The 22,014-nt window shown below is 54.7% G+C and carries 19 protein-coding genes and 1 pseudogene; 14 read left to right on the plus strand and 6 right to left on the minus strand.

The window, feature by feature from the left end:
* Position 1 precedes the first annotated feature (1 nt).
* The 4 genes and pseudogenes from nirJ to Q4501_RS12865 all read left to right on the plus strand — a co-directional run bounded on the left by nirJ (position 2) and on the right by Q4501_RS12865 (position 4,415).
* Positions 2–1,198, plus strand: coding sequence for a heme d1 biosynthesis radical SAM protein NirJ (nirJ, locus tag Q4501_RS12850; protein ID WP_303596643.1), 1,197 nt, complete (start codon positions 2–4; stop codon positions 1,196–1,198).
* Between the two features lie 76 nt (positions 1,199–1,274).
* A pseudogene (gene cobA, locus Q4501_RS12855) lies at positions 1,275–2,072 on the plus strand (uroporphyrinogen-III C-methyltransferase); the annotation flags it as partial.
* A gap of 71 nt (positions 2,073–2,143) precedes the next feature.
* The gene (locus tag Q4501_RS12860; RefSeq protein ID WP_368497723.1) at positions 2,144–3,613 is read left to right on the plus strand and encodes a cytochrome D1 domain-containing protein; all 1,470 of its coding nucleotides are present in this window, start codon (positions 2,144–2,146) and stop codon (positions 3,611–3,613) included.
* A gap of 100 nt (positions 3,614–3,713) precedes the next feature.
* Positions 3,714–4,415 (plus strand): Crp/Fnr family transcriptional regulator, encoded by a 702-nt coding sequence (locus tag Q4501_RS12865; RefSeq protein ID WP_303596645.1) that lies wholly within the window; start codon positions 3,714–3,716, stop codon positions 4,413–4,415.
* 94 nt (positions 4,416–4,509) lie between these two features.
* On the opposite strand, the gene Q4501_RS12870 is transcribed toward Q4501_RS12865, so the two are convergent.
* Complete coding sequence (locus tag Q4501_RS12870) at positions 4,510–5,073, minus strand: Yip1 family protein (protein WP_303596646.1); 564 nt, start codon at positions 5,071–5,073, stop codon at positions 4,510–4,512.
* 124 nt (positions 5,074–5,197) lie between these two features.
* Between Q4501_RS12870 and Q4501_RS12875 the strand changes: the two genes are divergently transcribed.
* Together Q4501_RS12875 and Q4501_RS12880 are read left to right on the plus strand one after the other, a co-directional pair.
* Positions 5,198–6,352, plus strand: coding sequence for an NnrS family protein (locus tag Q4501_RS12875; RefSeq protein WP_303596647.1), 1,155 nt, complete (start codon positions 5,198–5,200; stop codon positions 6,350–6,352).
* Between the two features lie 257 nt (positions 6,353–6,609).
* Complete coding sequence (locus Q4501_RS12880) at positions 6,610–8,202, plus strand: MFS transporter (protein ID WP_303596648.1); 1,593 nt, start codon at positions 6,610–6,612, stop codon at positions 8,200–8,202.
* 538 nt (positions 8,203–8,740) lie between these two features.
* Here the strand turns inward: Q4501_RS12880 and Q4501_RS12885 are convergent.
* Both Q4501_RS12885 and Q4501_RS12890 read right to left on the minus strand, forming a co-directional pair.
* Positions 8,741–10,246: an MFS transporter gene (locus tag Q4501_RS12885; protein WP_303596649.1), complete on the minus strand. Its 1,506-nt coding sequence runs from the start codon at positions 10,244–10,246 to the stop codon at positions 8,741–8,743.
* A 44-nt stretch (positions 10,247–10,290) separates the two neighbouring features.
* A complete protein-coding gene (locus tag Q4501_RS12890; RefSeq protein ID WP_303596650.1) occupies positions 10,291–10,752 on the minus strand; it encodes a universal stress protein in 462 nt (153 codons plus the stop codon).
* Positions 10,753–11,048: 296 nt separating this feature from the next.
* Between Q4501_RS12890 and Q4501_RS12895 the strand changes: the two genes are divergently transcribed.
* Positions 11,049–12,407 (plus strand): nitrate/nitrite transporter, encoded by a 1,359-nt coding sequence (locus Q4501_RS12895; protein WP_303596839.1) that lies wholly within the window; start codon positions 11,049–11,051, stop codon positions 12,405–12,407.
* 95 nt (positions 12,408–12,502) lie between these two features.
* Positions 12,503–13,318 carry an ion transporter gene (locus tag Q4501_RS12900; protein ID WP_303596651.1) on the plus strand — a complete coding sequence of 272 codons (816 nt, stop codon included), beginning with the start codon at positions 12,503–12,505 and terminating at the stop codon, positions 13,316–13,318.
* A gap of 9 nt (positions 13,319–13,327) precedes the next feature.
* Here the strand turns inward: Q4501_RS12900 and Q4501_RS12905 are convergent, their stop codons facing one another.
* Together Q4501_RS12905 and Q4501_RS12910 are read right to left on the minus strand one after the other, a co-directional pair.
* Positions 13,328–13,927, minus strand: a complete 600-nt coding sequence (locus tag Q4501_RS12905; protein ID WP_303596652.1) for a cyclopropane-fatty-acyl-phospholipid synthase family protein — start codon at positions 13,925–13,927, stop codon at positions 13,328–13,330.
* Positions 13,928–13,996: 69 nt separating this feature from the next.
* Entirely contained in the window at positions 13,997–14,374 is a 378-nt protein-coding gene (locus Q4501_RS12910; RefSeq protein WP_303596653.1) for a SirB2 family protein, read from the minus strand.
* A gap of 126 nt (positions 14,375–14,500) precedes the next feature.
* Here Q4501_RS12910 and Q4501_RS12915 point away from each other — a divergent pair, with 126 nt between their 5' ends.
* The 3 genes from Q4501_RS12915 to fabB all read left to right on the plus strand — a co-directional run bounded on the left by Q4501_RS12915 (position 14,501) and on the right by fabB (position 17,623).
* Positions 14,501–15,685, plus strand: coding sequence for an NnrS family protein (locus Q4501_RS12915; protein WP_303596654.1), 1,185 nt, complete (start codon positions 14,501–14,503; stop codon positions 15,683–15,685).
* A gap of 205 nt (positions 15,686–15,890) precedes the next feature.
* Positions 15,891–16,400 carry a bifunctional 3-hydroxydecanoyl-ACP dehydratase/trans-2-decenoyl-ACP isomerase gene (gene fabA, locus Q4501_RS12920; protein WP_303596655.1) on the plus strand — a complete coding sequence of 170 codons (510 nt, stop codon included), beginning with the start codon at positions 15,891–15,893 and terminating at the stop codon, positions 16,398–16,400.
* Positions 16,401–16,411: 11 nt separating this feature from the next.
* The gene (gene fabB / locus Q4501_RS12925; RefSeq protein WP_303596656.1) at positions 16,412–17,623 is read left to right on the plus strand and encodes a beta-ketoacyl-ACP synthase I; all 1,212 of its coding nucleotides are present in this window, start codon (positions 16,412–16,414) and stop codon (positions 17,621–17,623) included.
* 9 nt (positions 17,624–17,632) lie between these two features.
* Here the strand turns inward: fabB and Q4501_RS12930 are convergent, their stop codons facing one another.
* On the minus strand, positions 17,633–17,989 hold the full coding sequence (locus tag Q4501_RS12930; RefSeq protein WP_303596657.1) for a helix-turn-helix transcriptional regulator: 357 nt from the start codon (positions 17,987–17,989) through the stop codon (positions 17,633–17,635).
* 157 nt (positions 17,990–18,146) lie between these two features.
* Here Q4501_RS12930 and yegQ point away from each other — a divergent pair, with 157 nt between their 5' ends.
* The 3 genes from yegQ to sufC all read left to right on the plus strand — a co-directional run bounded on the left by yegQ (position 18,147) and on the right by sufC (position 22,007).
* Positions 18,147–19,463: a tRNA 5-hydroxyuridine modification protein YegQ gene (gene yegQ, locus Q4501_RS12935; protein WP_303596658.1), complete on the plus strand. Its 1,317-nt coding sequence runs from the start codon at positions 18,147–18,149 to the stop codon at positions 19,461–19,463.
* Between the two features lie 242 nt (positions 19,464–19,705).
* A complete protein-coding gene (gene sufB / locus Q4501_RS12940; RefSeq protein ID WP_303596659.1) occupies positions 19,706–21,154 on the plus strand; it encodes a Fe-S cluster assembly protein SufB in 1,449 nt (482 codons plus the stop codon).
* Positions 21,155–21,233: 79 nt separating this feature from the next.
* Positions 21,234–22,007 carry a Fe-S cluster assembly ATPase SufC gene (gene sufC / locus Q4501_RS12945; RefSeq protein WP_303596660.1) on the plus strand — a complete coding sequence of 258 codons (774 nt, stop codon included), beginning with the start codon at positions 21,234–21,236 and terminating at the stop codon, positions 22,005–22,007.
* The last annotated feature ends 7 nt before the right edge of the window (positions 22,008–22,014 follow it).

The raw sequence follows: 22,014 nt of genomic DNA on the forward strand, positions 1-22,014 counted from the left end.
CATGTTCAGAATGACCCGCTACATAAAAAGCCTGATGAATCCGGCGCCGGTGAGAGCCATCCCCAAGCCCTCCGGCCCGGTGGTGATCTGGAACCTGATACGTCGCTGCAACCTCACCTGCAAACACTGTTATTCGATTTCTGCGGATATCGATTTCAAGGGTGAGCTGAGTACCGATGAAGTCTACACCGTGATGGACGACCTCAAAGCTTACGGAGTGCCAGTACTGATCCTTTCGGGCGGCGAACCGCTGATGCGCCCGGATATTTTCGATATATCACGCCGCGCCAAAGACATGGGCTTCTACGTGGGCCTGTCCAGCAACGGCACTCTGATTACCGAGGACAACATCCAGCAAATTGCAGACGCCGGCTACGATTACGTTGGCATAAGCATTGACGGCCTGGAAGAAACCCACGACGAATTCCGCCAGAAAAAAGGTGCCTTCGAGGCCTCCATGAAAGCGGTAAAACTGTGCAAGGATGCAGGCATAAAAGTAGGTCTGCGTTTTACCCTCACACAGGACAACGCAGTTCAATTACCGGATATGCTCAAGCTGCTGGACGAGCATGGCATTGACAAGTTCTACCTTTCACACCTGAACTACTCCGGCCGCGGCGGTCGCAATCGCAAGCGCGATGCCTGGCATGACATGACCCGTGATGCCATGAACCTGCTGTTCAACCACTGCCACGAAGAGCTGAAACGCGGTGTCGAGCGCGAATACGTGACTGGCAATAACGACGCCGACGGGCCTTTTCTGCTGCAGTGGGCAGCAGAACATTACCCGGATCAAGTGCCGGCCCTGGAGCAACGGCTGCTTAACTGGGGTGGCAACTCCTCTGGCCAGAACGTCTCAAACATCGACAATCTGGGCGTCGTCCATCCTGATACCTTCTGGTGGGATTACAACCTGGGCAACGTGCGTGAGAAGCCCTTTTCGCGAATCTGGTCAGAAGCCAATGATGAACTGATGCAAGGCTTCCGGCAGAAACCACGGCCCGTAAAAGGCCGCTGTGCCCAGTGCCAATATCTGGCGATCTGCAACGGCAACACCCGGGTACGCGCCTACAATGTTTCCGGTGATTTCTGGGAAGAAGACCCCGGCTGTTACCTCACCAACGAGGAGATTGGCGTTCTAGAAATGCCCAGGCGTGTTGCCGCACCGGTAGTCGAAATTCCAGTCAACAATCTGTAAGGAACGCAGCATGACAAGCAGCCAGAGAAAGAAGTGCCTGGTGGAATTCCAGTTGGCGGAACAACCCTTGCGCGCCGGTGAAGTCGCCATTGTAGGCGCCGGCCCAGGCGATCCCGGTTTGCTTACACTCAGAGCCCTGATGCTGATCCAACAGGCAGACGCCATCGTTTACGACCGGTTGGTGTCACCACAGATCATGGAGCTGGTGAACCCCAGCGCAGAGCGAATCCACGTAGGCAAGGCCAGCGGATGCCATTACGTAGCTCAGGAAGACACCAATGAACTTCTGGTTCAGTTAGCGGTAAAGCAGCGCCGAGTCGTGCGATTGAAGGGCGGCGACCCATACATTTTTGGTCGCGGTGGTGAAGAGGCCGAGTTCCTGGTCGAAAATGATATCGACTTTCTCGTAGTGCCCGGCATTACCTCTGCCGCTGGCTGCGCCTCCTACTGCGGCATTCCGCTTACGCATCGGGATTACGCCCAAAGCGTAACCTTCGTAACCGGACACCGGAAAGCCGATCACGCCCTGGACCTTAACTGGAAAGTACTGGCAGCCCCCGGCCAGACCTGCGTGTTTTACATGGGGCTGCACAATGCACCCGCCATTGTCCGGGAGTTGATGGCACACGGCCGCTCCGGCGAATGCCCGGTGGCACTGGTAGAACGTGGGACGACCCCGCAACAGCACATGGCCGTTACAACTTTGAAAAACCTGGAAAAAACCATCCGCATGGAAGGTTTCCAGCCACCTACCCTGATCATTGTAGGCGAAGTAGTACAGCTGGCAGACAAGCTGGCGCAGCCGGCACAGGCAGGCTGGAACAGTGCATTAATAGGACCGGCTGCTGCCGCGGCGACGCGGCGGCCCGCATGAACGAAACAGGCTTAAATACATTACCAATGCTCCAAGCTGGAAAGTCGATGCAACAGACCCTGAAAACCCTGATGCTGACCGCAGGCCTGCTGGCCTCACCCCTGATTGCAGCCAACACCGATGCACAGACCCAAGCCCTGTATCAACAGCACTGCGCAAGCTGTCACGGCAGCGACAGGCTCGGCGGTATGGGCCCGGCCTTGCTGCCAGACAACCTCTCGCGACTGAAAAAAGATCAGGCTGAAGACGCCATCCGCAACGGCCGACCCGCAACCCAGATGCTCGGCTTTGCCGACACACTGGATGCCGAATCCATAACCGCCCTGGCTGAATATATATACCAGCCACCGGCACAAGAGCCCGTCTGGGGCAAAAGCGAAATTACCGACAGCCATCTGCTACCGCACCCGGCAGGCTCACTGCCTGACAAGCCTGCTTATGAGGCGGACATGATGAACCTGTTTCTGGTGGTGGAAATCGGCGACCACCACGTTACCCTGCTTGACGGCGACAGCATGGAGCCTATTCACCGGTTTGCCAGCCGTTACGCCCTGCACGGCGGCCCCAAATACAGCCCTGACGGACGCTACGTTTATTTCGGTTCACGGGATGGCTGGATTACCAAATACGACCTCTACAACCTGAAGGTCGTTGCCGAAATCCGCGCCGGCATCAACATGCGCAACATCGCTGTCTCCGCTGATGGCGAACACGTAATGGCAGCCAACTACCTGCCACACACTCTTGTGCTTTTCGACGCGAAAGATCTGAACCTGCTGGAAATCATCCCCGTTGAAAACGGTGCCGAAGAAAGCTCACGGGTAAGCGCCGTTTACACTGCTCCACCCCGGAATAGCTTCATCGCCGCATTGAAAGACATTCCCGAAGCCTGGGAAATTACCGTTGAAAACGATAAAGCCAAAGTACGCAGAATGCAGACCGACACCTGGCTTGACGACTTCTTCTTCGACCCCGGATACCAACACCTCATTGGCGCGGCCCGTGATGGTAAACACGGGTTGGTGATCAATATGGACACAGGAAAAACCACCGCTGACTTGCCCCTGCCCGGCATGCCGCACCTGGGTTCAGGCATCACCTGGGACTACCAGGGCACACGGGTGATGGCTACTCCGCACTTCCGCACTGGTGCCGTTTCCATCATCGACATGGACACCTGGGAGGTCATTAAAACTCTCGAAACCGCTGGTCCCGGATTCTTCATGCGCAGCCATGAAAATTCCCGCTATGCCTGGGTAGACGTATTCTTCGGCCCCAATAAAGACAAAGTCCATGTAATCGACAAACAAACCCTGGAGATCGTAAAGACCCTTCAACCAGCCCCCGGGAAAGTAGCCGCCCATGTCGAATTCGACCGCTACGGCAAAAAACTGCTGCTAAGTATCTGGGACGACGAAGGCGCGGTAATTGTTTACGACGCAGACACTTTGAAGGAAGAAAAACGAATCCCGATGAATAAGCCATCGGGCAAGTACAACGTGTGGAACAAGATCAACTACGAAGAAGGAACCAGCCACTGAGGCTATATCGAGAGAGTGAAAATGCCTTAATGATTTAAGTCATTTCCGAAAACAACTTTCTGTTAGGATAATTAGCACATATTTTAACGGCATCAATGCAATGACTCGCACTCTCAAACCCGACGTGTCCTCCTCCCCCTGCCTGCTGGGGGAGAAAAACCCGGATATAATCCAGCAAGACCCGGCACCACAATCCGTGGCCTTGCTTAACGGGCTAAGCCGCGTATTCGGAATCAGACTGAGTGGGAAACAGGACACCCCGGACACAAGATTTCTCGGCGACCTCACCCGACTGTTTCATCAGCGCCGAGTCGACGCTGAAACCCAGATGGAAACACACGACACCCCCTGGGCCAACGTCTACCTGATCCAGTACGGGATAATGCGGCTGTTCCGGGAAGCGCCCAGCGGGAAAGTTGCCGTGCATCACTTTTTTACCGAAGGCGACATGGTCTGGCCGGTATTCGGCCGTAGTCGGACAATACGTAACACCCTGTGCCTCACCGCAGTGACACCCGCTACCGTTTGGGTTGCCGATTTCAGTGCATTCCGGGCTGCCATTCAATCCCATGGCGAAGGCCTCTGGCCTCAGTTTGCAATGGCCCTGACCGAAGAACTGGCGGAACTGACCAGCATGCGGGAATTTCGCAAACTCACCATGCCGGCAAAAGAGCGTTATCAGCTATTGTTAGAAGAGTATCCAGAGCTGGTTAAACGCGTACCCGATAACCAGCTGGCCTCATGGTTAGGCGTAGTGCCTGCGACATTCTCCCGGCTTAAAACCGGTGCAATAAAGTACTGACCAACCGCTCACCGAACGGTCATCTTCAGTTATTCCGAGCATAGATAGGCTGAAGTGCCGTGTCCGCCCTAATCTGATACCTCAAAATCCACAGTCAATAGGCCCAGACCAACGCCATCAGAAGAACCCAGGCAAGCAGGGATGCCGCCATAATCGTGTAAGTCGCAGACATAGTTAGAACGTCGTCCTGGGTGCGACCGCACACGGATCTGAGGCCCTGATAAACCAGGGTACAAGACAGAGCCATAGCTGCCAGCACAACGATCACACTGAATGCCACGGAAGGCACAAGCAACGCCAGCGACGAAAGCCACAGTGGTAGCGGTGCAATTGCAGCAAGCAAATAGGCGTTGTTGTAACTGACATCCAGCTTGTGGCTCTCCGCCACAGCATGAATCAGCCAGCCCATCACGAAAAACGTCAGTAACTCTGCCAGAAAAAGAATGGTGGTAATGAAGCGCCATTCCTTGCCTGCGAACCCGGCAATGAAGTCATCGCCATAATGGGTGCCAGCGTAGTAGAGCATCACAGGGGGCAGAAGCGACATGGGCACCACAATGAACCATGCGAGCATGGGGATGGAAAGCTGTCGGCTTTGAAGTTCGCTCCACCCCCCATTACTGGAAAACGGCAGTTTAAGCATGCTTGAAACGTTCATGATGGGCCTCCTTACTGTCAGGCGGGTGCATTTGCCTCGCATGACAGCGTTTGCAATATTATGATGACTTTTACTTATTCGTTTTAGGCGCCTTCCTCCAGACCGTCAATAAACCGGGATGACCTTGAACAAGTCACGCAACGAGCGCTCACGAAAACCTCAGGCATTCTGGCTGTTTTTCCCGGCGGCCAGCCTGCTGGCAACCGTTGCCGTTCCGCTTTCTGTGTGGGCGGTCTGGTCCGGCACGGGATTTCCGGCAGGGTTGCTCGGCGCCGGACACGGCCATGAACTGATTTTCGGTTTTGCACTTGCCTTGATTGCCGGTTATACCCTCGGGCCTCAGCTTGCCTCCGTGCTTTATCCGCTTTTTGGCCTTTGGCTGGCAGCACGGCTGAGCTGGATATTCTTTCCCGACACTCTTATCGCCCAGCTCCTTGGGCCGGCCTTTGCGCTTCTGCTTGCCTGGCATGTTGTGCCACGTTTTAACGCGGCCAAGAAGTGGCGGAACCGCATGGTCGGCCCGCTGATACTGCTGATCTGCTTGCTCGCGGTCGCTTTTTGGCTCTCGGCTGAACAAGGTATCCTGAACTTTTCATGGTTACCTGGCCCATTCAAGCTTATGCATTCAGCCATCACGGGGCTGTTGCTGTTGATGACGTTTATGGGCGGGCGAATTATTGCTCCGGCTGTCGCAGGCACTCTGGAAAAGAAAGGCATTCCTCTCGAAGCCCGCGTTCAGCCGCGTATCGAAGGCATGCTGATTGTCGTGCTTGGCTGCGCGGTTTTCTTGATGGCGTTTCCAATAGCGAATGCGGTTACCGGCAGTCTGCTGGTAATCGGATCGGGGCTGATAACTCTGCGCGCCTTGCGCTGGAAACTGTGGCTATGCCCGGAGCGACCGGATTTGCTGGTTCTGGGGGTGGGCTACCTCTGGCTCGCTGTTGGCGCGGCTGCAATTGGCCTGGCATTATTGCGTGAAACGGCACTGGCCCCGGCGCTGCATCTGATCACCATCGGCGCGCTGGGAACCCTTTCCACCAGCGTGATGCTTCGGCTGGCATGGCAAAGAAGCTATCGGAAGCCACCCGCTGCAGGAGAGGTCTTTCCGATCGCAGCGATTCTATCCGGCTCTGCCGTCAGTCGTTTTTTTGCAGGCGAATCACCTTTCGCCGAACCTTCACTGTTATGGCTATCCGCAAGCCTCTGGGCGCTGGCTTATCTGTGGGTAACCGCAAGGCTCTGTATTCTCGGGCAACACGCACTCAACCGCCGGAAATGAGTGGCTACCTCTCCTGCGCCACCCATGAAAATGATTACCTACTTGGTAATATGCCCACCACAAGTAACTGAAAATAAAGGCTTAAAAAACCCAACACTCTTCCCCGAAGACCAGCTTTCGGCCCGACTCTATCCGCAGACTCTTTGCCTTGATAAATATCATGAATGAACGGGCGCCTCACTTTGCACAATGGTGTCGAGAAGCCCTGGAGCCGCACCCAATGCGTATCAGGGCACGCTAACCGAGGGAGTATTGTTATGGCTAAAACCAACGCCGACATCGAGCACTGGGATGTCGAAAACGAAGAGTTCTGGGAACAGCAAGGCAAGCGCGTTGCCTCCCGTAACCTGTGGATATCCATTCCCAGCCTGTTGATGGGGTTTGCGGTATGGCTGATGTGGGGAATGATCACTACCCAGATGAAGAACCTGGGTTTTGATTTCAGCATCGAACAGCTTTTCACTCTCTCGGCCATTGCTGGTTTATCTGGCGCCACTCTGCGGATTCCAGCGTCGTTCATGATTAAAATTGCCGGCGGGCGCAACACCATATTCCTGACAACCGCCCTGCTGATGATTCCTGCTGCCGGTACCGGCTTTGCGTTGATGAACCCGGACACGCCGTTCATCGTATTTCAGGCTCTTGCTCTGCTCTCCGGTATCGGGGGCGGTAATTTCGCCTGCTCCATGAGCAACATCAGCTCTTTTTACCCCAAGAGCAAGCAAGGCTACGGTCTGGGCATGAATGCCGGCCTGGGCAACTTCGGCGTTACCACCATGCAAATCCTGATTCCACTGGTCATGACGGTCGGCATGTTCGGGTTTCTTGCAGGCGACCCCATGCAACTACAAAGCCCCAGCGGCACGTTGATTGGCCGGATTGAAGCCGGCACAGACACCTGGATCCAGAACGCCGGCTTTATCTGGCTGGTCTTTTTGATTCCCCTGGCTTTTGCCGGCTGGTTCGGCATGAACAACCTGAAGGTCGTTACCCCGAATCCGGGCAACCCTGCCTCAGCATTCGGTAAAATTCTCGGGCTTTATGGTGTCGGTATTCTAACGTCGGTTGTTGGGGTTTGGGCCCTCACAATCATGAATATGTGGCTGGCGTTGCCACTGACCATTGTGCTGACCGTGGTGCTGCTGCGCCTGATTCCTGGCGACATCAAGCCCAACATTAAAAACCAGTTTGCCATTTTCAGTAACAAGCACACCTGGTCCATGACCGTGCTTTACATCCTTACCTTCGGCTCATTCATTGGTTTCTCGGCTGCGCTGCCGCTGTCTATCGGCGTTATCTTTGGCAATATGATGGAAGTGGCTGCTGACGGCACCATTACTCGTGTCGTAAACCCGGACGCCCCGAGCGCACTCACCTGGGCATGGATGGGGCCATTCGTAGGTGCCCTGATTCGTCCGGTAGGCGGCTGGATTTCTGACAAGATGGGCGGTTCTATTGTCACCCAGATCATTTCTGTGGTGATGGTGGTGGCTTCGGTAGCAACCGGCTACGTCATGATGCTGGCTTACAACTCCACAGACCCCAACAGCTACTTCGCACTTTTCCTCATTCTGTTCATCGTGATGTTTGCTGCCAGCGGTATCGGCAACGGCTCCACCTTCCGCAGCATTGGCTTTATTTTTGATCAGCAGCAGAAGGGCCCGGTACTAGGATGGACCAGCGCCATTGCGGCCTACGGTGCCTTCATCGCGCCCAAACTTCTGGGACAGCAGATTCAGGCAGGCACACCCGAGGTGGCCATGTATGGCTTTGCAGTGTTCTACGCACTGTGCCTGGTCGTGAACTGGTGGTTCTATCTGCGCAAAGGGGCCTACATCAAAAACCCGTAAGGACCTGACAAAAGCCCTTTACCTATACCTGCAACTCGCCCGAGAGAAATCTCCGGCGAGTTTTTTCGTTCTTACAAAGGGCGTTTATCACCTTCTAGCTTTCTACCTCCCTTATCCTTCACTACTTACCTCTCTCCCTCTCTCCCGGCCGCTCCCTGCCTCTCTCTGCCTCTTTCCCTCTTTCCCTCTTTCCCTCTCGGATTGTAGACAGGCAACCCTTGATTGGGCTGCACTGTGACGAGCCTGTATACCGTCGGCAACAGGAATACATCCAGGCCAAGTTGAAGCGATCCAGTCACTCCCGTTGATGGAGTCAGTAGGCGTTTACATCCTGCAAGGAAAGAAAGACGTAAGGTCATCAGAGTAGGTTCACAGAGCTATCAGGGAGGTGACCGACTTCTCTTCAGGAGAAAGCAAGGCACGGCGCCTGTACATGGCTTGGTTCAGAGCCGGCCAGGTATTCTGCCAAGTCCAACCAAAAAAGCCCCGCCGGGATCACGCCCGGCGGGGCTTTGGTTCAAGCTTTACTATTTTGGCATCATGCCTTGCCGGGAGCTGCCTGACGCTTGCGCTCTTCCTCTTCGATCTGAAGATCTACCGAGGACACCTCGTACTCTTCCGCAAAGCCGGACTCCGGCTCTTTCAGCCACATAACGCACAGCACCCAACTTACAAAGGCGCCTGCAGCGATAATCAAGAAAAACTGGCTGGGTGTTACGAAGGTGAAGATAGTCAGGTAAACCACTGCACCCACGTTACCATAGGCACCTGCCATACCTGAAATCTGCCCTGTCAGACGACGCTTGATCGACGGAATAATACCAAAGGTTGCGCCTTCTGCACCCTGCACAAAGAAGGAAGTAAACACAGTGATTGCCACAGCAATGATCAGTGGCCAGCTTGAGTTGAGCAGCCCCATCAGCGCAAAACCAACCGCAATGCCGAACATATAGCTGAGCATCACGAAACGACGGTTACCCATACGATCAGAAACCATGCCCCCCATGGGGCGGGCAACCAGATTCACGAAAGCAAAAGACGCGGCAACCATACCTGCAGCAGCCGCACTCAGGCTCCAGGTTTGCTCAAAAAACATCGGCAGCATGGAGACAACGGCAAGCTCGGCACCGAAGTTGGCAAAATAGGTACTGTTCAACGCAGCAACACTGTTAAACGGATACTTGTCGTCTTCCGGAACACCTTTTTTCAGGATAGGCAGGTTTACTCGCAGAATCTGCACAATCTGATAGCACACGATCGCAACAATCACTGCGTAGCAGATCACCGCACCGGTCACGCTCAGGTAACCCATGTTCTGTATACGCCAAACCAGGATTGCCAGAACACCAATCAGGGGGATGGTCCACAGAATCAATTTTACCATATCACCCCAGGTGCTTACTTCCAGCGCAGTCGCCTTGCGCGGCTTGCGGTGTACAGTGCCTACAGGGCCGTCGGTAACAGCGAACCAGTAGTAAACGCCGTATAACGCCATCACGATTGCGCTCTGGGCGATGGCCCAGCGCCAGCCGTCTTCACCGCCGTACATCTGCAAAGCAATGGTAGGCAAGGTCAGCGCCGCCGCTGCGGAACCAAAGTTACCCCAACCTGCGTAGAAGCCCTCGGCAAAACCAATGTCACGAGGTTTGAACCACATGGCGGTCATATGGATGCCGACCACAAAGCTGGCACCGATGGAGCTGAGCACCAAACGACTGACCAGCAGCTGGGTCATGGTGTCGCCAAAGGCGAAGGTGAGTGCCGGGATCGACATCAGAATCATCAGTATCGAGAACACCCGGCGTGGGCCAAAGCGGTCAAGGGCCATGCCCACAATGATCCGCGCAGGGATCGTCAGAGCCACGTTACAGATGGCGAACAGGCGTAAGTCGTCCGGGGTCAGCCAGTCGACGCTCTTGAGCATGCTGGAGGCCAGCGGCGCCATGTTGAACCACACGTAGAATGTGATAAAGAATGCGATCCAGGTCAGGTGCAGGGCCTTGATCTCTGGATTCTTGAAACCGAATACATCTGCGACTTTCATTTAAGCCTCCGGGGGCTTTCAGTTCTTTACAGTGACGGCAGCTATCAGCAGCTGGGCAGGATAAGTAGCGGGCATTGCACACGGCGGGCAAGAAACGAGCTGACCTTGCCGAACGTCATGTAATCCAGCTCGTCCACGAAGTAGTTCAGCGAGCGGGCGATCAGGCCACCGTCCACCTCGTCACTGTGGCGAGCAATCACAAGCATTCCGGGTTTGATCTTCTTCTCCGCGGCGTAAAGCAGCATCTTTCGGGCATCACCCTCCAGAAGCAGGGTTTCCGACTTAATATCCTCTCTCTCGCAAACCACCTGTGCATCCATAAGGTGCTGCTTCAGCTCAGCGAGCTCTTCCTGAAACATGTCCTCGTTTCCGGCCGTAATATCCCTGGGGTTTTCGGCCACAGCCACCAGGGCAATCTGCGGCTTAAGCTCGCGAAACATCGTGATGGTCTGGACCAGAGCCAGCTTTGCGTTTCTGGAGCCGTCGTAGGCAATCATAATTTTCATAGCAATCTCCGGTGGCGGTAATGCCCTGCGCAGGCAGCGCGCCTATTGATATTGGTCAGCATTAGCCCACACTCCTTACCGGCACATAATTGATACAAATCAAGACTTGCGACAGCTACCCCACCAGAGCAATCAAGTACCTACCTCCAAAGCATGATTCCCCTAGATCAACTACCACCAGGGCGCCATGTAGGAGGTACCTCCAATGCTCTCACCGGGAAAACCCGGGGTTTGGTATGGTTAAAGAGGTTGAAAATACGGGTCAGCAAACGCAGGCAAGGAGGACCAATACAGTGATTTCGCCAACCAAACCGCAGCAGTACCGTGCACTGGGTCTTTCAACGCTGGCATTCACGCTATGTTTCGCCGTATGGACGATCTTTTCCATCATCGGCATCCGCATTGCTGAAGACCTGGGACTTTCAGACACCCAGCTTGGCCTGCTTATGGCCACCCCCATCCTCACCGGGTCCATTAGCCGTCTATTCCTTGGTATCTGGACAGACCGTTACGGCGGGCGCTGGGTGTTCGGCATCCTCATGCTCGCTACCGCATCCTGCGTTTACCTGCTCACCTTTGCCACGACCTATCCGATGCTGCTGGTTGGCGCACTGGGCGTTGGCCTTGCGGGTGGTGCTTTTATAGTGGGCGTAGCCTACACCGCCGCCTGGTTTGAGCCGGCTCGCCAGGGCACAGCTCTGGGCATCTTCGGCGCAGGTAACGTGGGTTCCGCCGTAACCAACTTCGGAGCGCCCTTTTTGCTGGTCGCGTTTGGCTGGGAGACCACCGCCCAGATCTATGCGTCTGTATTGGCGGTCATGGGCATTATCTTTATTCTGCTGGCGAAAGAGGATCCGGTTTCTGCGGGCCGAAAAGAACACGAACAGCAGCGTTCGTTCATGGAGCAGATGGAGCCGCTGAGAGATCTGCGGGTGTGGCGCTTTGCGCTTTATTACTTTTTCGTGTTCGGGGCCTTTGTGGCTCTGGCGTTATGGCTACCACACTATCTGATCGGCGTTTACGAGCTGGACATAACAACAGCAGGCATGATCGCAGCGCTCTACACTATTCCAGCGTCTCTGTTTCGCATTCTTGGCGGCTGGATGTCTGATCGTTTCGGCGCAAGGCGCGTGATGTACTGGACGTTTATCGCATCGGTTGTCTGCACTTTCCTGCTGAGCTATCCCCCAACCGATTACGTGGTGCACGGCATCGACGGCGATGTTCGCTTCACACTGGAAATGAGTCTGCCGGTATTTGTAACCTTGATTTTCACCCTGGGCTTTTTCATGTCACTGGGTAAAGCCGCTGTTTACAAACACATTCCCGTTTACTACCCGATGCATGTGGGTGCAGTCGGTGGCGTCGTCGGAATGATTGGCGGGCTGGGCGGGTTTATCCTGCCACTGACCTTCGGTGTTTTAAACGATCTTACCGGCATCTGGCAGAGCTGCTTTATGCTGATGTTCGTCATCGCTGCGGCCGCATTGGCCTGGATGCATTACGCCATACGCTCAGCTGAGCGAGTTGAGTGGGCTGAAAACAGAGAGCAGACCGACCTGCCGGAACTGGCATCACCGCAATTGTTCTATCCCCTGAACCGCAAACCCAACAACGAAGGCGGCACAAGCGGACCATCGCAGCAGGGCGAGTGACGGCCGCTTGTTGAAATCTCTGTAACAAGGCTGTTCCAGCGCTGGCCGGGCCATTAGAATCAGCACACCCGATTTCACCTGGAGCAGTACAGACCATGCCACCGGAAATGTCTCCCGTTGCCGGCTTCAACCAGTTGCGCCGAATAGAATCCAGCACCCTCTTTCAGGGTGCGGTCATAACCATCATCATTTTGTCTGCCCTGACAATCGGTGCGAAAACCTATGACCTGCCGCCACTGGTTGAGCAGTCTCTGAGTGTGATGGATAACGCCATCACCGTATTCTTCCTGATCGAGATTCTGTTTCGATTTGCGGTCAGCCCGGTCAAGCGGCGCTTCCTGATGGACGGCTGGAACCTGTTTGACACGCTTGTAGTGATTGGCAGCCTTATCCCTCTGGACAACTCGGAAGCCGTACTGCTGGGCCGACTGTTAAGGGTTTTCCGAGTGTTGCGTCTGGTTTCCGTGGTGCCGGAGCTGCGCTTCCTGATCAATTCTCTGCTCAAAGCCATTCCGCGCATGGGTTACATCGCGCTGCTGATGTTTATCATCTTCTACATCTACGCGGCGATGGGGTCGATGTTCTTTGCCAGCGTCGACAATGAGCTGTGGGGTGATGTCGCGATCGCGATGCTTACACTGTTCCGGGTGGCAACATTCGAGGACTGGACTGATGTAATGTACGCGACCATGGAGCAGTATCCGCTAAGCTGGATCTACTATCTGACCTTTATTTTTCTCACAGCCTTCGTGTTCCTGAATATGATGATCGGGGCGATTCTGGAGGTTATGAGCGAGGAGCAGAACGCCAAACAGGCTCAGCAAGCTCACGATGAGCGCGATGAGATTGTTCAGCAACTCCGCTCGGTTCAACGCAAACTGGACGAGCTGTCAGAAAAGATAGAGCGCTAGAGGCCCCGTTTAAGCCTTTTTAGCGACAAACTGAACAACTGCACCTTCACCATTGTGAAGTGGACCCTCGTGAATATCACGGACGAGTTCACGGGAAAGGAGAATCTCACCGGGCGCAAAAATCTGTTCCAGCTCCTGTTTGCTGAACATCATGGTTTTATCGCCCGGCCCACCTGTGCCTCGCCCTATTTGATATTCTGTGTAACCTTCCAGAATTAAATAGCCCCCGGTTCGCAGTGCGTCTTTTGCAATTTGCAGCGAGCGCTTGCGAATATCGGTTGGAGTGTGGGCAAAAATCATGACAACCGCGGAGTAGACGTTTGATTCAGGGGTATAGGTCGCCAAATCGGCCTGCACGGTTTCCAGAGCTACGCCACGACTTTCTGCAAGCCGGGCCGACTTTTGCAATCCGACTTCAGACAAATCAACCGTGGTCACTGTGTGCCCCCGCTCTGCCAGATAAACGGCATTGCGGCCCTCACCCTCGGCAAGACAGAGCACCTTGCCCTTGTTTTCATCCAGTTCGTATTTATTCCACTGCTCCACCAGAAAAGAGTTTGGCTCTTCTCCGTATACATAGTGCTCAGTGTTAAATCGCTCATCCCACATCGTTTGCTCCGCGTAATTGCCGGTACCCCCCAAAGGCTTTTGGGATCCAGTGTCGGCGGCTTTGATAGATTAGAAGATTAAAGGTTTGGCCATGGCAAGATGGAAAATGGCTGATACCTGCACCAGCGCCAACACTGCTGCAACAACACGAACAGGGCGCGACACAGTGACTTTCAGCGCGAAAAGCCCTGCCGCAATATAACCCAGCAACAGTACAATTTTGGCCAGAATCCAGCCCTGCTCCAGCGGGTTCCAGCCGCCCACAAACAGCAGGCTAATAGCCGCCACCAACAACACAGTGTCGTTGGCATGGGGTATCCAGCGCAAAGGGCCCTGTCGCCAGCCGGGCTTTCCCACTGCATCGAGCAGCAGCCGCAGCACGAATAAGGTTATTGTCAGGTAGGCCGTGGACATGTGAAGGGTTTTCAGGATCACGTATGTACTCATAGATCATTCCAATATGATTCAAAACGATAGCGGCATTGTACGCAAAGATACCCCCAACCGGGTATGTTATTTCTGGCCACATGCGATTAACATATACCTAACATATATGTATTAGCAGGTAACAACATGCAGGCTATCCCTACATCCGCTCAGGCCGATTCCGCCAGTATCAGTCAGCTTTTCGGCTACCCGTTCCGCATCTTCTTTTTGTCGATGACGCTGCTGGCACTTGTGGTGATTCCCCTTTGGGTTCTTGAGGTGACCGGTGTCATTAACCTGCCTCTGGCTATGCCCGGGCTATTCTGGCACCAACACGAGATGCTGTTCGGCTTTCTGTCTGCCGCTATCGCCGGCTTTTTGTTGACTGCTGTCTGCGTATGGACTCAAACCGAGCGCACTCACGGCTTCCAGCTAGTGCTGCTATGGGGTGTATGGCTGGCCGGGCGCCTGCTTCTGGCCTTCGGCGCTGACCTGCCTGGCTGGCTGGTTCAGGGCTTTAACCTGGCCTTCCTACCACTGGTAATGCTGGATGCCGGATGGCGTGTCTGGCACGCAAAGCAAAAGCGCCAGCTCATGATTCTGGTCGTTCTGGGCTTGTTGTGGCTGATGCAGATAGGCTTTGTAACTCGCCTGGATATGGCATTCAGCCACGGCGCACTAATTATGGCCATGGCACTTATCAGCATTGTCGGTGGGCGTATCACCCCGGCGTTCACAACCGGCTGGCTGCGGCAGCGCGGGCTGGATGCCGGCGCTGTAAAAACTGTTCCAGCGCTGGACATGGTTACGTTGTTTTCCATGATTCTACTCACCGCATCATTGGTGACAGGCTGGGAAGCCCTCACAGGCACCCTGGCAACCATAGCAGGCACCCTTATGTTGGTGCGCCTCGCCAACTGGAAAGGCTGGCTGGTTCGCAAGGAACCCCTCCTGTGGGTTCTTCACCTGTCGATGCTCTGGGTGCCGGTTTCCCTGTACCTTCTCGCGGGCACTCTTTTCGCTGGCTGGCCGTCCAACGCCTGGAGCCATGCGGCAGGCACTGGAGCTATCAGCTGTCTTATTCTGGGAGTTATTGCTCGGGTGACACTCGGCCATACCGGCAGGCCGCTGATACTGCCAAAAGGGATGGTGACTGCGTTTATTGCGATTCAGTTGGCGGCAATAATCCGGGTACTTACCGCGTTCGATATTGTTCCGTGGCACCCGGGCATCGGCAGTAGCAGTTTGCTCTGGATTTTTGCCTACGGCATGTTTCTGGTGCGCTACACAAAAATACTCGCAAGCCCCAGACCAGACGGCCGCGCGGGCTGATAACCGAGATATTTTTTCGTCAGTTTTTATCAGAGCAGGTTCGTGGGGAGCCTGCTCTTTTTTTATTCAATGCCTCCACTTGAGTACCAGCCTCCACTTGCAACTGCACCGCTTAAACGTTAATTATCCACTAATGGTCAATAGCGACTCGCGAAATAACAGCTAAAGTATCAGTAAATCATTCTGTAACAGAGACGATGGCATTATGAACCCGGATCATTTTGACAAAGAAGACCTGATTAAATGCGGTCATGGCAAACTTTTCCCGGGCGCCACGCGGCTGCCCATAGATGAGATGCTGATGGTCGACCGTGTCACCCACGTAGGCACGGACGATGGCCTTTATGGCAAAGGCAGCCTGATAGCAGAGCTGGATATCAATCCTGACCTCTGGTTTTTTAAAGTCCATTTCGTTGATGACCCCGTCATGCCAGGCTGTCTTGGCCTTGATGCTATGTGGCAGCTGGTTGGTTTTTACCTGGCATGGGGCGGCAGCGAAGGCAAAGGCCGCGCACTGGGCGCCGGAGAAGTGAAATTCACCGGCCAGGTTCTTCCTACCAACAAAAAAGTGCGCTACTACCTCGACATCAAACGTGTGATCAACCGTAAACTTACGTTGGCTATTGCTGACGGACGTATGGAAGTGGATGGCAAGGAAATCTACACGGCCAAAGACCTGCGGGTTGGCGTATTCACTTCCACTGATGATTTTTAGGAGCTAGCAAGATGCGGCGTGTTGTTATCACCGGCATGGGGATTGTCTCCAGCCTTGGCACCAATCAGAAAGAAGTAACCCACTCCCTGAAGGAGTCCATACCCGGCATTGGCTTCAGTGAAGAAGCCCGTGACAATGGTTTGCGCAGCCACGTTTGTGGCCAGATTGACCTGAACCTGCCAGAGCTTATTGATCGTAAATTGCTGCGGTTCATGTGTCCGGCTGCCGCCTATGCTTATCTGGCAGCGTGCGAAGCCATTGAACAGGCAGGATTGACCAAAGAGCACCTTACAGCAAACAGCACTGGTGCCGTGTTTGGCACCGGAGGCGCGTCAACTGTTGAGCTTCTCGATGCGATCGACACCCACCGCGCCAAAGGCATTCGTCGCGTTGGGCCTTATCGCGTGCCCCGCACTATGGGCAGCTCAATCAACGCCACTATTTCAACGGCATTTGGTATCACCGGCATCAACTACGGCATCACCTCGGCCTGCGCCACCAGCGCACACGCCATTGGCCATGCTGCAGACCAGATTGCCCTGGGGCGTCAGGATGTAATGCTTGCCGGCGGCGGCGAGGACATCCACTGGACCCTGAGCCTGATGTTTGATGCCATGGGTGCGCTTTCAACCAAGTACAACGATACGCCAGAAAAGGCATCGCGCACCTACGACAAAGACCGGGATGGCTTTGTTATCTCCGGTGGCGGCGGCACTCTGGTACTGGAAGCGCTCGAGCACGCTGAGGCACGCGGAGCCACCATTCTTGCTGAACTGGTTGGTTTTGGTGCCACATCAGACGGTGCCGACATGGTCGCACCCAGTGGAGAAGGCGCCATACGTTGCATGCAGCAGGCCATGAAAAACCTGGACGGCGAAATCGGCTACATTAACACCCACGGCACCAGCACACCTGCCGGCGATGTGACGGAACTGACCGCCCTGAAAACGACCTTCGGCGACAAGATTCCGCCATTGAGTTCTACAAAGCCACTTTGCGGCCATGCCCTGGGTGCAGCAGGCGTTCATGAAGCCATCTACAGCATCATCATGCAGCGAGAGAACTTTATAGCGCCGTCAGCCAACATCGAGAACCTGGACGAAGGTGCCGAAGGTTACCCGATTGTGCGCGAAAGAATGGATAATCAGAACCTGGATCTGGTTATGAGCAACAGCTTCGGCTTTGGCGGCACCAACGCCACGCTGGTGTTCAAGAAGCACTGACAGACCCCGTCAGGATAACCTGACGGAGCGATATTCAGTCGGGGAAGTGCCCATCCAGCGCTTGAATGCCCGGCTGAATGCACTCAGCTCTGAGAAACCAAGCTGTTCGGCTATTTCTACCAGCGGCTTGGTTCTATCCTGCATGTAAGTCAGCGCCTGCTTACGGCGCACATCTTCCAGCAGACGGGCAAAGGTTAACCCTTCGCGCTTCAGTTTCTTGTGAAGCGTATACCGGCTCATGTGTAACTGCGACGCCACCACTTCAACGCCCACCTTGCCTCGGGCAAGCTGAATACTGATCAGTGAACTTACTTTGTTACTCAATGAAACCCGCACCACCTCTGGGCCCAGAGGCTCTGATGCCATCCTTCAATCCTCCTTATTGTGAATACCGACCCTGCCATTTTGGCTCACAGCGTACACATGTTAGCTGAAAATAATCAATAAGACGTTTGAGCAGGATCAAGGGAAAACGCTTTAGCCTGCGGCAGAATAGCCAACCACCGATTTACCCGGAGCCCCCATGATTATCCCGGAACTACTGGCACCTGCCGGCACCCCTGAGCATCTCGAGACCGCATTTGCCTATGGCGCTGACGCCGTCTATGCCGGCCAGCCACGCTATTCGCTGAGGGTGCGCAATAACAGCTTTAAAGACGCCAGCGCACTGGGCGCCGGTATTCAGAGAGCTCATGCGCTGGGAAAACAGTTCTATCTGGTTTCGAATATAGCGCCGCACAACGACAAAGTGCGTTCCTACCTGCGGGATCTGGAGCCCGTGCTTGAGTACAAACCGGACGCGCTGATCATGTCAGACCCGGGCCTGATCATGCTGGTGCGAGAAAAGTGGCCCGATCAGCCTATCCACCTGTCGGTGCAGGCCAACGCTGTAAACTGGGCAACCGTTGAGTTCTGGCGACGGCAGGGAATCAGCCGGGTAATTTTGTCGCGCGAACTCGCGCTGGGCGAAATCCGCGACATCCGCGAGCGGGTACCGCAAATGGAGCTGGAGGTTTTTGTTCACGGCGCATTGTGCATGGCCTACTCCGGGCGCTGCCTGCTTTCTGGCTATATGAACCACAGGGACGCCAATCAGGGCGCCTGCACCAACGCCTGCCGCTGGAATTACAAGCCGGTACAACACGGTCACGACCAGACCAACGACCTCATCGCTACCTCCGCCGATGCGGTACAGTCATTCGAACCCAAAGAAATCCTGCTGGAAGAACCCAACCGCCCGGGTAGCTTTATTCCCGCTTATGAGGATGAGCACGGCACTTACATCATGAACTCACGGGATCTTCGGGCAGTACAACATGTCGCCGAGCTCACCGCCATGGGCGTGCACTCTCTGAAAATAGAGGGGCGCACGAAAAGCACCTATTACGTGGCACGCACTACCCAGGTGTATCGCCGAGCCATCGACGAGGCCGCAAAGGGCAAGCCTTTCGACATGAGCCTGATGAACGAGCTCGAAGCACTATCCAATCGTGGCTATACCGAAGGCTTCCTGCGCCGGCATATGCCCCAGGAATACCAGACCTACGAACAGGGTTCCTCCTATCTCGGAACCCAACAAGTGGTGGGCACCATCACCAATGACGACGGCCAGTGGCTGACCATCAACGTAAAAAACAAGTTTGCTCCAGGCGACCAGCTTGAGCTTGTTACACCATCGGGCAACCTGCTGTTCTCCGTACCTGTCATGGAGAACATTAACGGCGCAGCCATGGACTACGCTCCCGGCAGTGGCCACGTTATTCGCATTCCCCGACCACCTCAAACTCCCATCACGCTGAAGCACAGTTACCTCACTCGCATACTACCTCCCCAGGCCTGATGTTCATCTGAACCACGCGGGCTCCGTATAAACTCATACCCGGGTCATTACGCCCGTCAGACTTAGCCTCTGGCGGGTGTATTACGATATACTTGGTTCTGCCGAAATTTAATACCTGACTAATTTAGTCTGGTATTGTACAATCACGAGCCAGAAGCAATAGAACAGCCCCGCAACCCTTCCTGGTTGCAGGCAAACCAAAGGGCCCAAAAGCCCGCGAGAGAGAATACGGAGCGACGATCATGGCGACCACCGACCAAGAGGTGAACGAGCTGATCAAACGGGAATACGAGCACGGTTTCGTGACAGAAATCGAAGTCGATACGTTCGAGCCCGGTTTGAATGAAGACGTTGTCACCCGCCTTTCTGAAATCAAGAAAGAGCCGGAATTCATGCTGGAATGGCGCCTCAAAGCCTATCGTCGCTGGCTCGAAATGGAAGAACCGGAGTGGGCGCATGTGGGTTACCCGAAGATCGACTACAACGCGATCTCATACTACTCGGCACCCAAGCGTAAAGAAGACATGCCCCAGAGCCTCGATGATGTCGATCCCGAGCTCCTTAAAACATACGAAAAACTGGGCATCCCCCTGCACGAGCGCGCAAAGCTTGCAGGCGTAGCTGTGGATGCGGTTTTCGATTCCGTCTCTGTGGCCACTACCTTCAAGGAGCCACTGGCAAAAGCGGGCGTTATATTCTGCTCGATTTCAGAGGCCATGCGCGATCACCCAGAACTGGTCAAAAAGTACCTGGGCACGGTTGTTCCGCACACCGACAACTATTTTGCCGGCCTTAACTCTGCGGTTTTTTCAGACGGAACCTTTGTATACGTTCCCAAGGGCGTTCGCTGCCCCATGGAGTTGTCGACTTACTTCCGCATCAACGCTGCCAATACCGGTCAGTTTGAGCGCACCCTGATCATTGCTGACGAAGGCAGCTATGTAAGCTATCTCGAAGGCTGCACCGCTCCCATGCGCGACGAAAACCAGTTGCACGCAGCCGTGGTCGAGCTGGTTGCTCTGGACGATGCACAGATCAAGTACTCCACCGTTCAGAACTGGTATCCCGGCGACGAAAACGGCAAGGGTGGCATCTATAACTTCGTTACCAAGCGCGCAGCGTGTATCGGGAAGAACTCCAAGGTTTCCTGGACCCAGGTAGAAACAGGTTCAGCTGTTACCTGGAAATACCCGAGCTGCATTCTTCGTGGTGACAACAGTGTCGGTGAGTTCTACTCAGTCGCACTCACCCACAACCATCAGCAGGCTGACACCGGCACCAAGATGATCCACCTGGGCAAAAACACGTCCAGCACCATCATCTCCAAGGGTATTTCAGCTGGCAAAAGCTCCAATGCCTATCGCGGCCTGGTCAAGTTCGGCCCTCGAGCCGAGGGTGCGCGTAACTTCACCCAGTGTGACTCGCTGCTGATTGGCGACCGCTGCGGGGCGCATACCTTCCCGTATATTGAGAGCCTGAACAAATCGGCAATCGTGGAGCACGAAGCGACCACATCCAAGGTCAGCGACGAGCAGATGTTTTTGTGCCGCCAGCGCGGTATCGACCCCGAACGTGCGGTCTCCATGATTGTTAACGGTTTCTGCAAGGAGGTTTTCAAGGAGCTTCCGATGGAGTTTGCGGTAGAGGCCGGCAAGCTTCTGGAAGTGAGCCTGGAAGGGTCTGTCGGCTAAGCCGGCAAGAACCCGACATATCCTGCAAGCAAACCGAATTCAGACAGTTTAAACAGTTTAAACAGAGAGAAGCCTACAAATGCTGAGCATCAAAAACCTGCACGCATCCGTTGAGGGAAAAGAAATCCTCAAGGGCATTAACCTCGAGATAAAAGCCGGGGAAGTACATGCCATCATGGGCCCGAACGGGTCAGGCAAAAGTACGCTTTCCCAGGTGCTCGCAGGCAACGACGCATTTGAAGTTACCTCAGGTGAAGTCACACTGAATGGCGAAAACCTGCTTGAAAAAGAAACCGAAGAGCGGGCACGTGAAGGCGTATTTCTGGCGTTTCAATACCCGGTAGAGATTCCGGGTGTCAGTAACCTGCAGTTCATGCGTACTGCCGTTAACGCCATGCGTCACCACAAAGGTGAACCGGAAATGAATGCCGCCGAATTCATGAAGCTGGCAAGAGAGGTTTCGAAACAGGTAGATCTCGACCCTGCATTCCTGAAACGTGGCGTCAACGAAGGCTTCTCCGGCGGCGAGAAAAAGCGCAACGAAATCATGCAGGCTTTGTTGTTGCAGCCGAAACTGGCCATTCTGGACGAAACCGACTCCGGTCTGGATATCGACGCACTCAAGGTGGTGTCCGACGGGGTTAACGCTTTGCGCGCCCAGGACCGCGCCATTCTGATGGTTACTCACTATCAGCGTCTGCTTGACCACATCGTACCGGATTACGTGCACGTTCTGGCCGATGGCAAGATCGTAAAATCCGGTGGTCGCGAACTGGCTCTGGAGCTGGAAGAGCGCGGTTATGGCTGGCTTGGCATCAAGGAAGACGCAACTGAAGCCAGCTCAGCCAACTAAGGAGTCC

Origin of the sequence: Marinobacter sp. 2_MG-2023 (assembly GCF_030546935.1) — a bacterium.
GTDB lineage: Bacteria > Pseudomonadota > Gammaproteobacteria > Pseudomonadales > Oleiphilaceae > Marinobacter.

What these genes read in the sequence shown, in the direction of transcription:
- Q4501_RS12865 (WP_303596645.1), top strand. Translation starts at nt 3,714, where the DNA reads ATGACTCGCACTCTCAAACCCGACGTGTCCTCCTCCCCCTGCCTGCTG.
- Q4501_RS12915 (WP_303596654.1), top strand. Translation starts at nt 14,501, where the DNA reads ATGCAGGCTATCCCTACATCCGCTCAGGCCGATTCCGCCAGTATCAGT.
- Q4501_RS12910 (WP_303596653.1), bottom strand. Translation starts at nt 14,374, where the DNA reads ATGAGTACATACGTGATCCTGAAAACCCTTCACATGTCCACGGCCTAC.
- sufC (WP_303596660.1), top strand. Translation starts at nt 21,234, where the DNA reads ATGCTGAGCATCAAAAACCTGCACGCATCCGTTGAGGGAAAAGAAATC.
- fabB (WP_303596656.1), top strand. Translation starts at nt 16,412, where the DNA reads ATGCGGCGTGTTGTTATCACCGGCATGGGGATTGTCTCCAGCCTTGGC.
- nirJ (WP_303596643.1), top strand. Translation starts at nt 2, where the DNA reads ATGTTCAGAATGACCCGCTACATAAAAAGCCTGATGAATCCGGCGCCG.
- Q4501_RS12890 (WP_303596650.1), bottom strand. Translation starts at nt 10,752, where the DNA reads ATGAAAATTATGATTGCCTACGACGGCTCCAGAAACGCAAAGCTGGCT.
- Q4501_RS12880 (WP_303596648.1), top strand. Translation starts at nt 6,610, where the DNA reads ATGGCTAAAACCAACGCCGACATCGAGCACTGGGATGTCGAAAACGAA.
- Q4501_RS12905 (WP_303596652.1), bottom strand. Translation starts at nt 13,927, where the DNA reads ATGTGGGATGAGCGATTTAACACTGAGCACTATGTATACGGAGAAGAG.
- Q4501_RS12885 (WP_303596649.1), bottom strand. Translation starts at nt 10,246, where the DNA reads ATGAAAGTCGCAGATGTATTCGGTTTCAAGAATCCAGAGATCAAGGCC.
- yegQ (WP_303596658.1), top strand. Translation starts at nt 18,147, where the DNA reads ATGATTATCCCGGAACTACTGGCACCTGCCGGCACCCCTGAGCATCTC.
- fabA (WP_303596655.1), top strand. Translation starts at nt 15,891, where the DNA reads ATGAACCCGGATCATTTTGACAAAGAAGACCTGATTAAATGCGGTCAT.
- Q4501_RS12900 (WP_303596651.1), top strand. Translation starts at nt 12,503, where the DNA reads ATGCCACCGGAAATGTCTCCCGTTGCCGGCTTCAACCAGTTGCGCCGA.
- Q4501_RS12930 (WP_303596657.1), bottom strand. Translation starts at nt 17,989, where the DNA reads ATGGCATCAGAGCCTCTGGGCCCAGAGGTGGTGCGGGTTTCATTGAGT.
- Q4501_RS12860 (WP_368497723.1), top strand. Translation starts at nt 2,144, where the DNA reads ATGCTGACCGCAGGCCTGCTGGCCTCACCCCTGATTGCAGCCAACACC.
- Q4501_RS12870 (WP_303596646.1), bottom strand. Translation starts at nt 5,073, where the DNA reads ATGAACGTTTCAAGCATGCTTAAACTGCCGTTTTCCAGTAATGGGGGG.
- sufB (WP_303596659.1), top strand. Translation starts at nt 19,706, where the DNA reads ATGGCGACCACCGACCAAGAGGTGAACGAGCTGATCAAACGGGAATAC.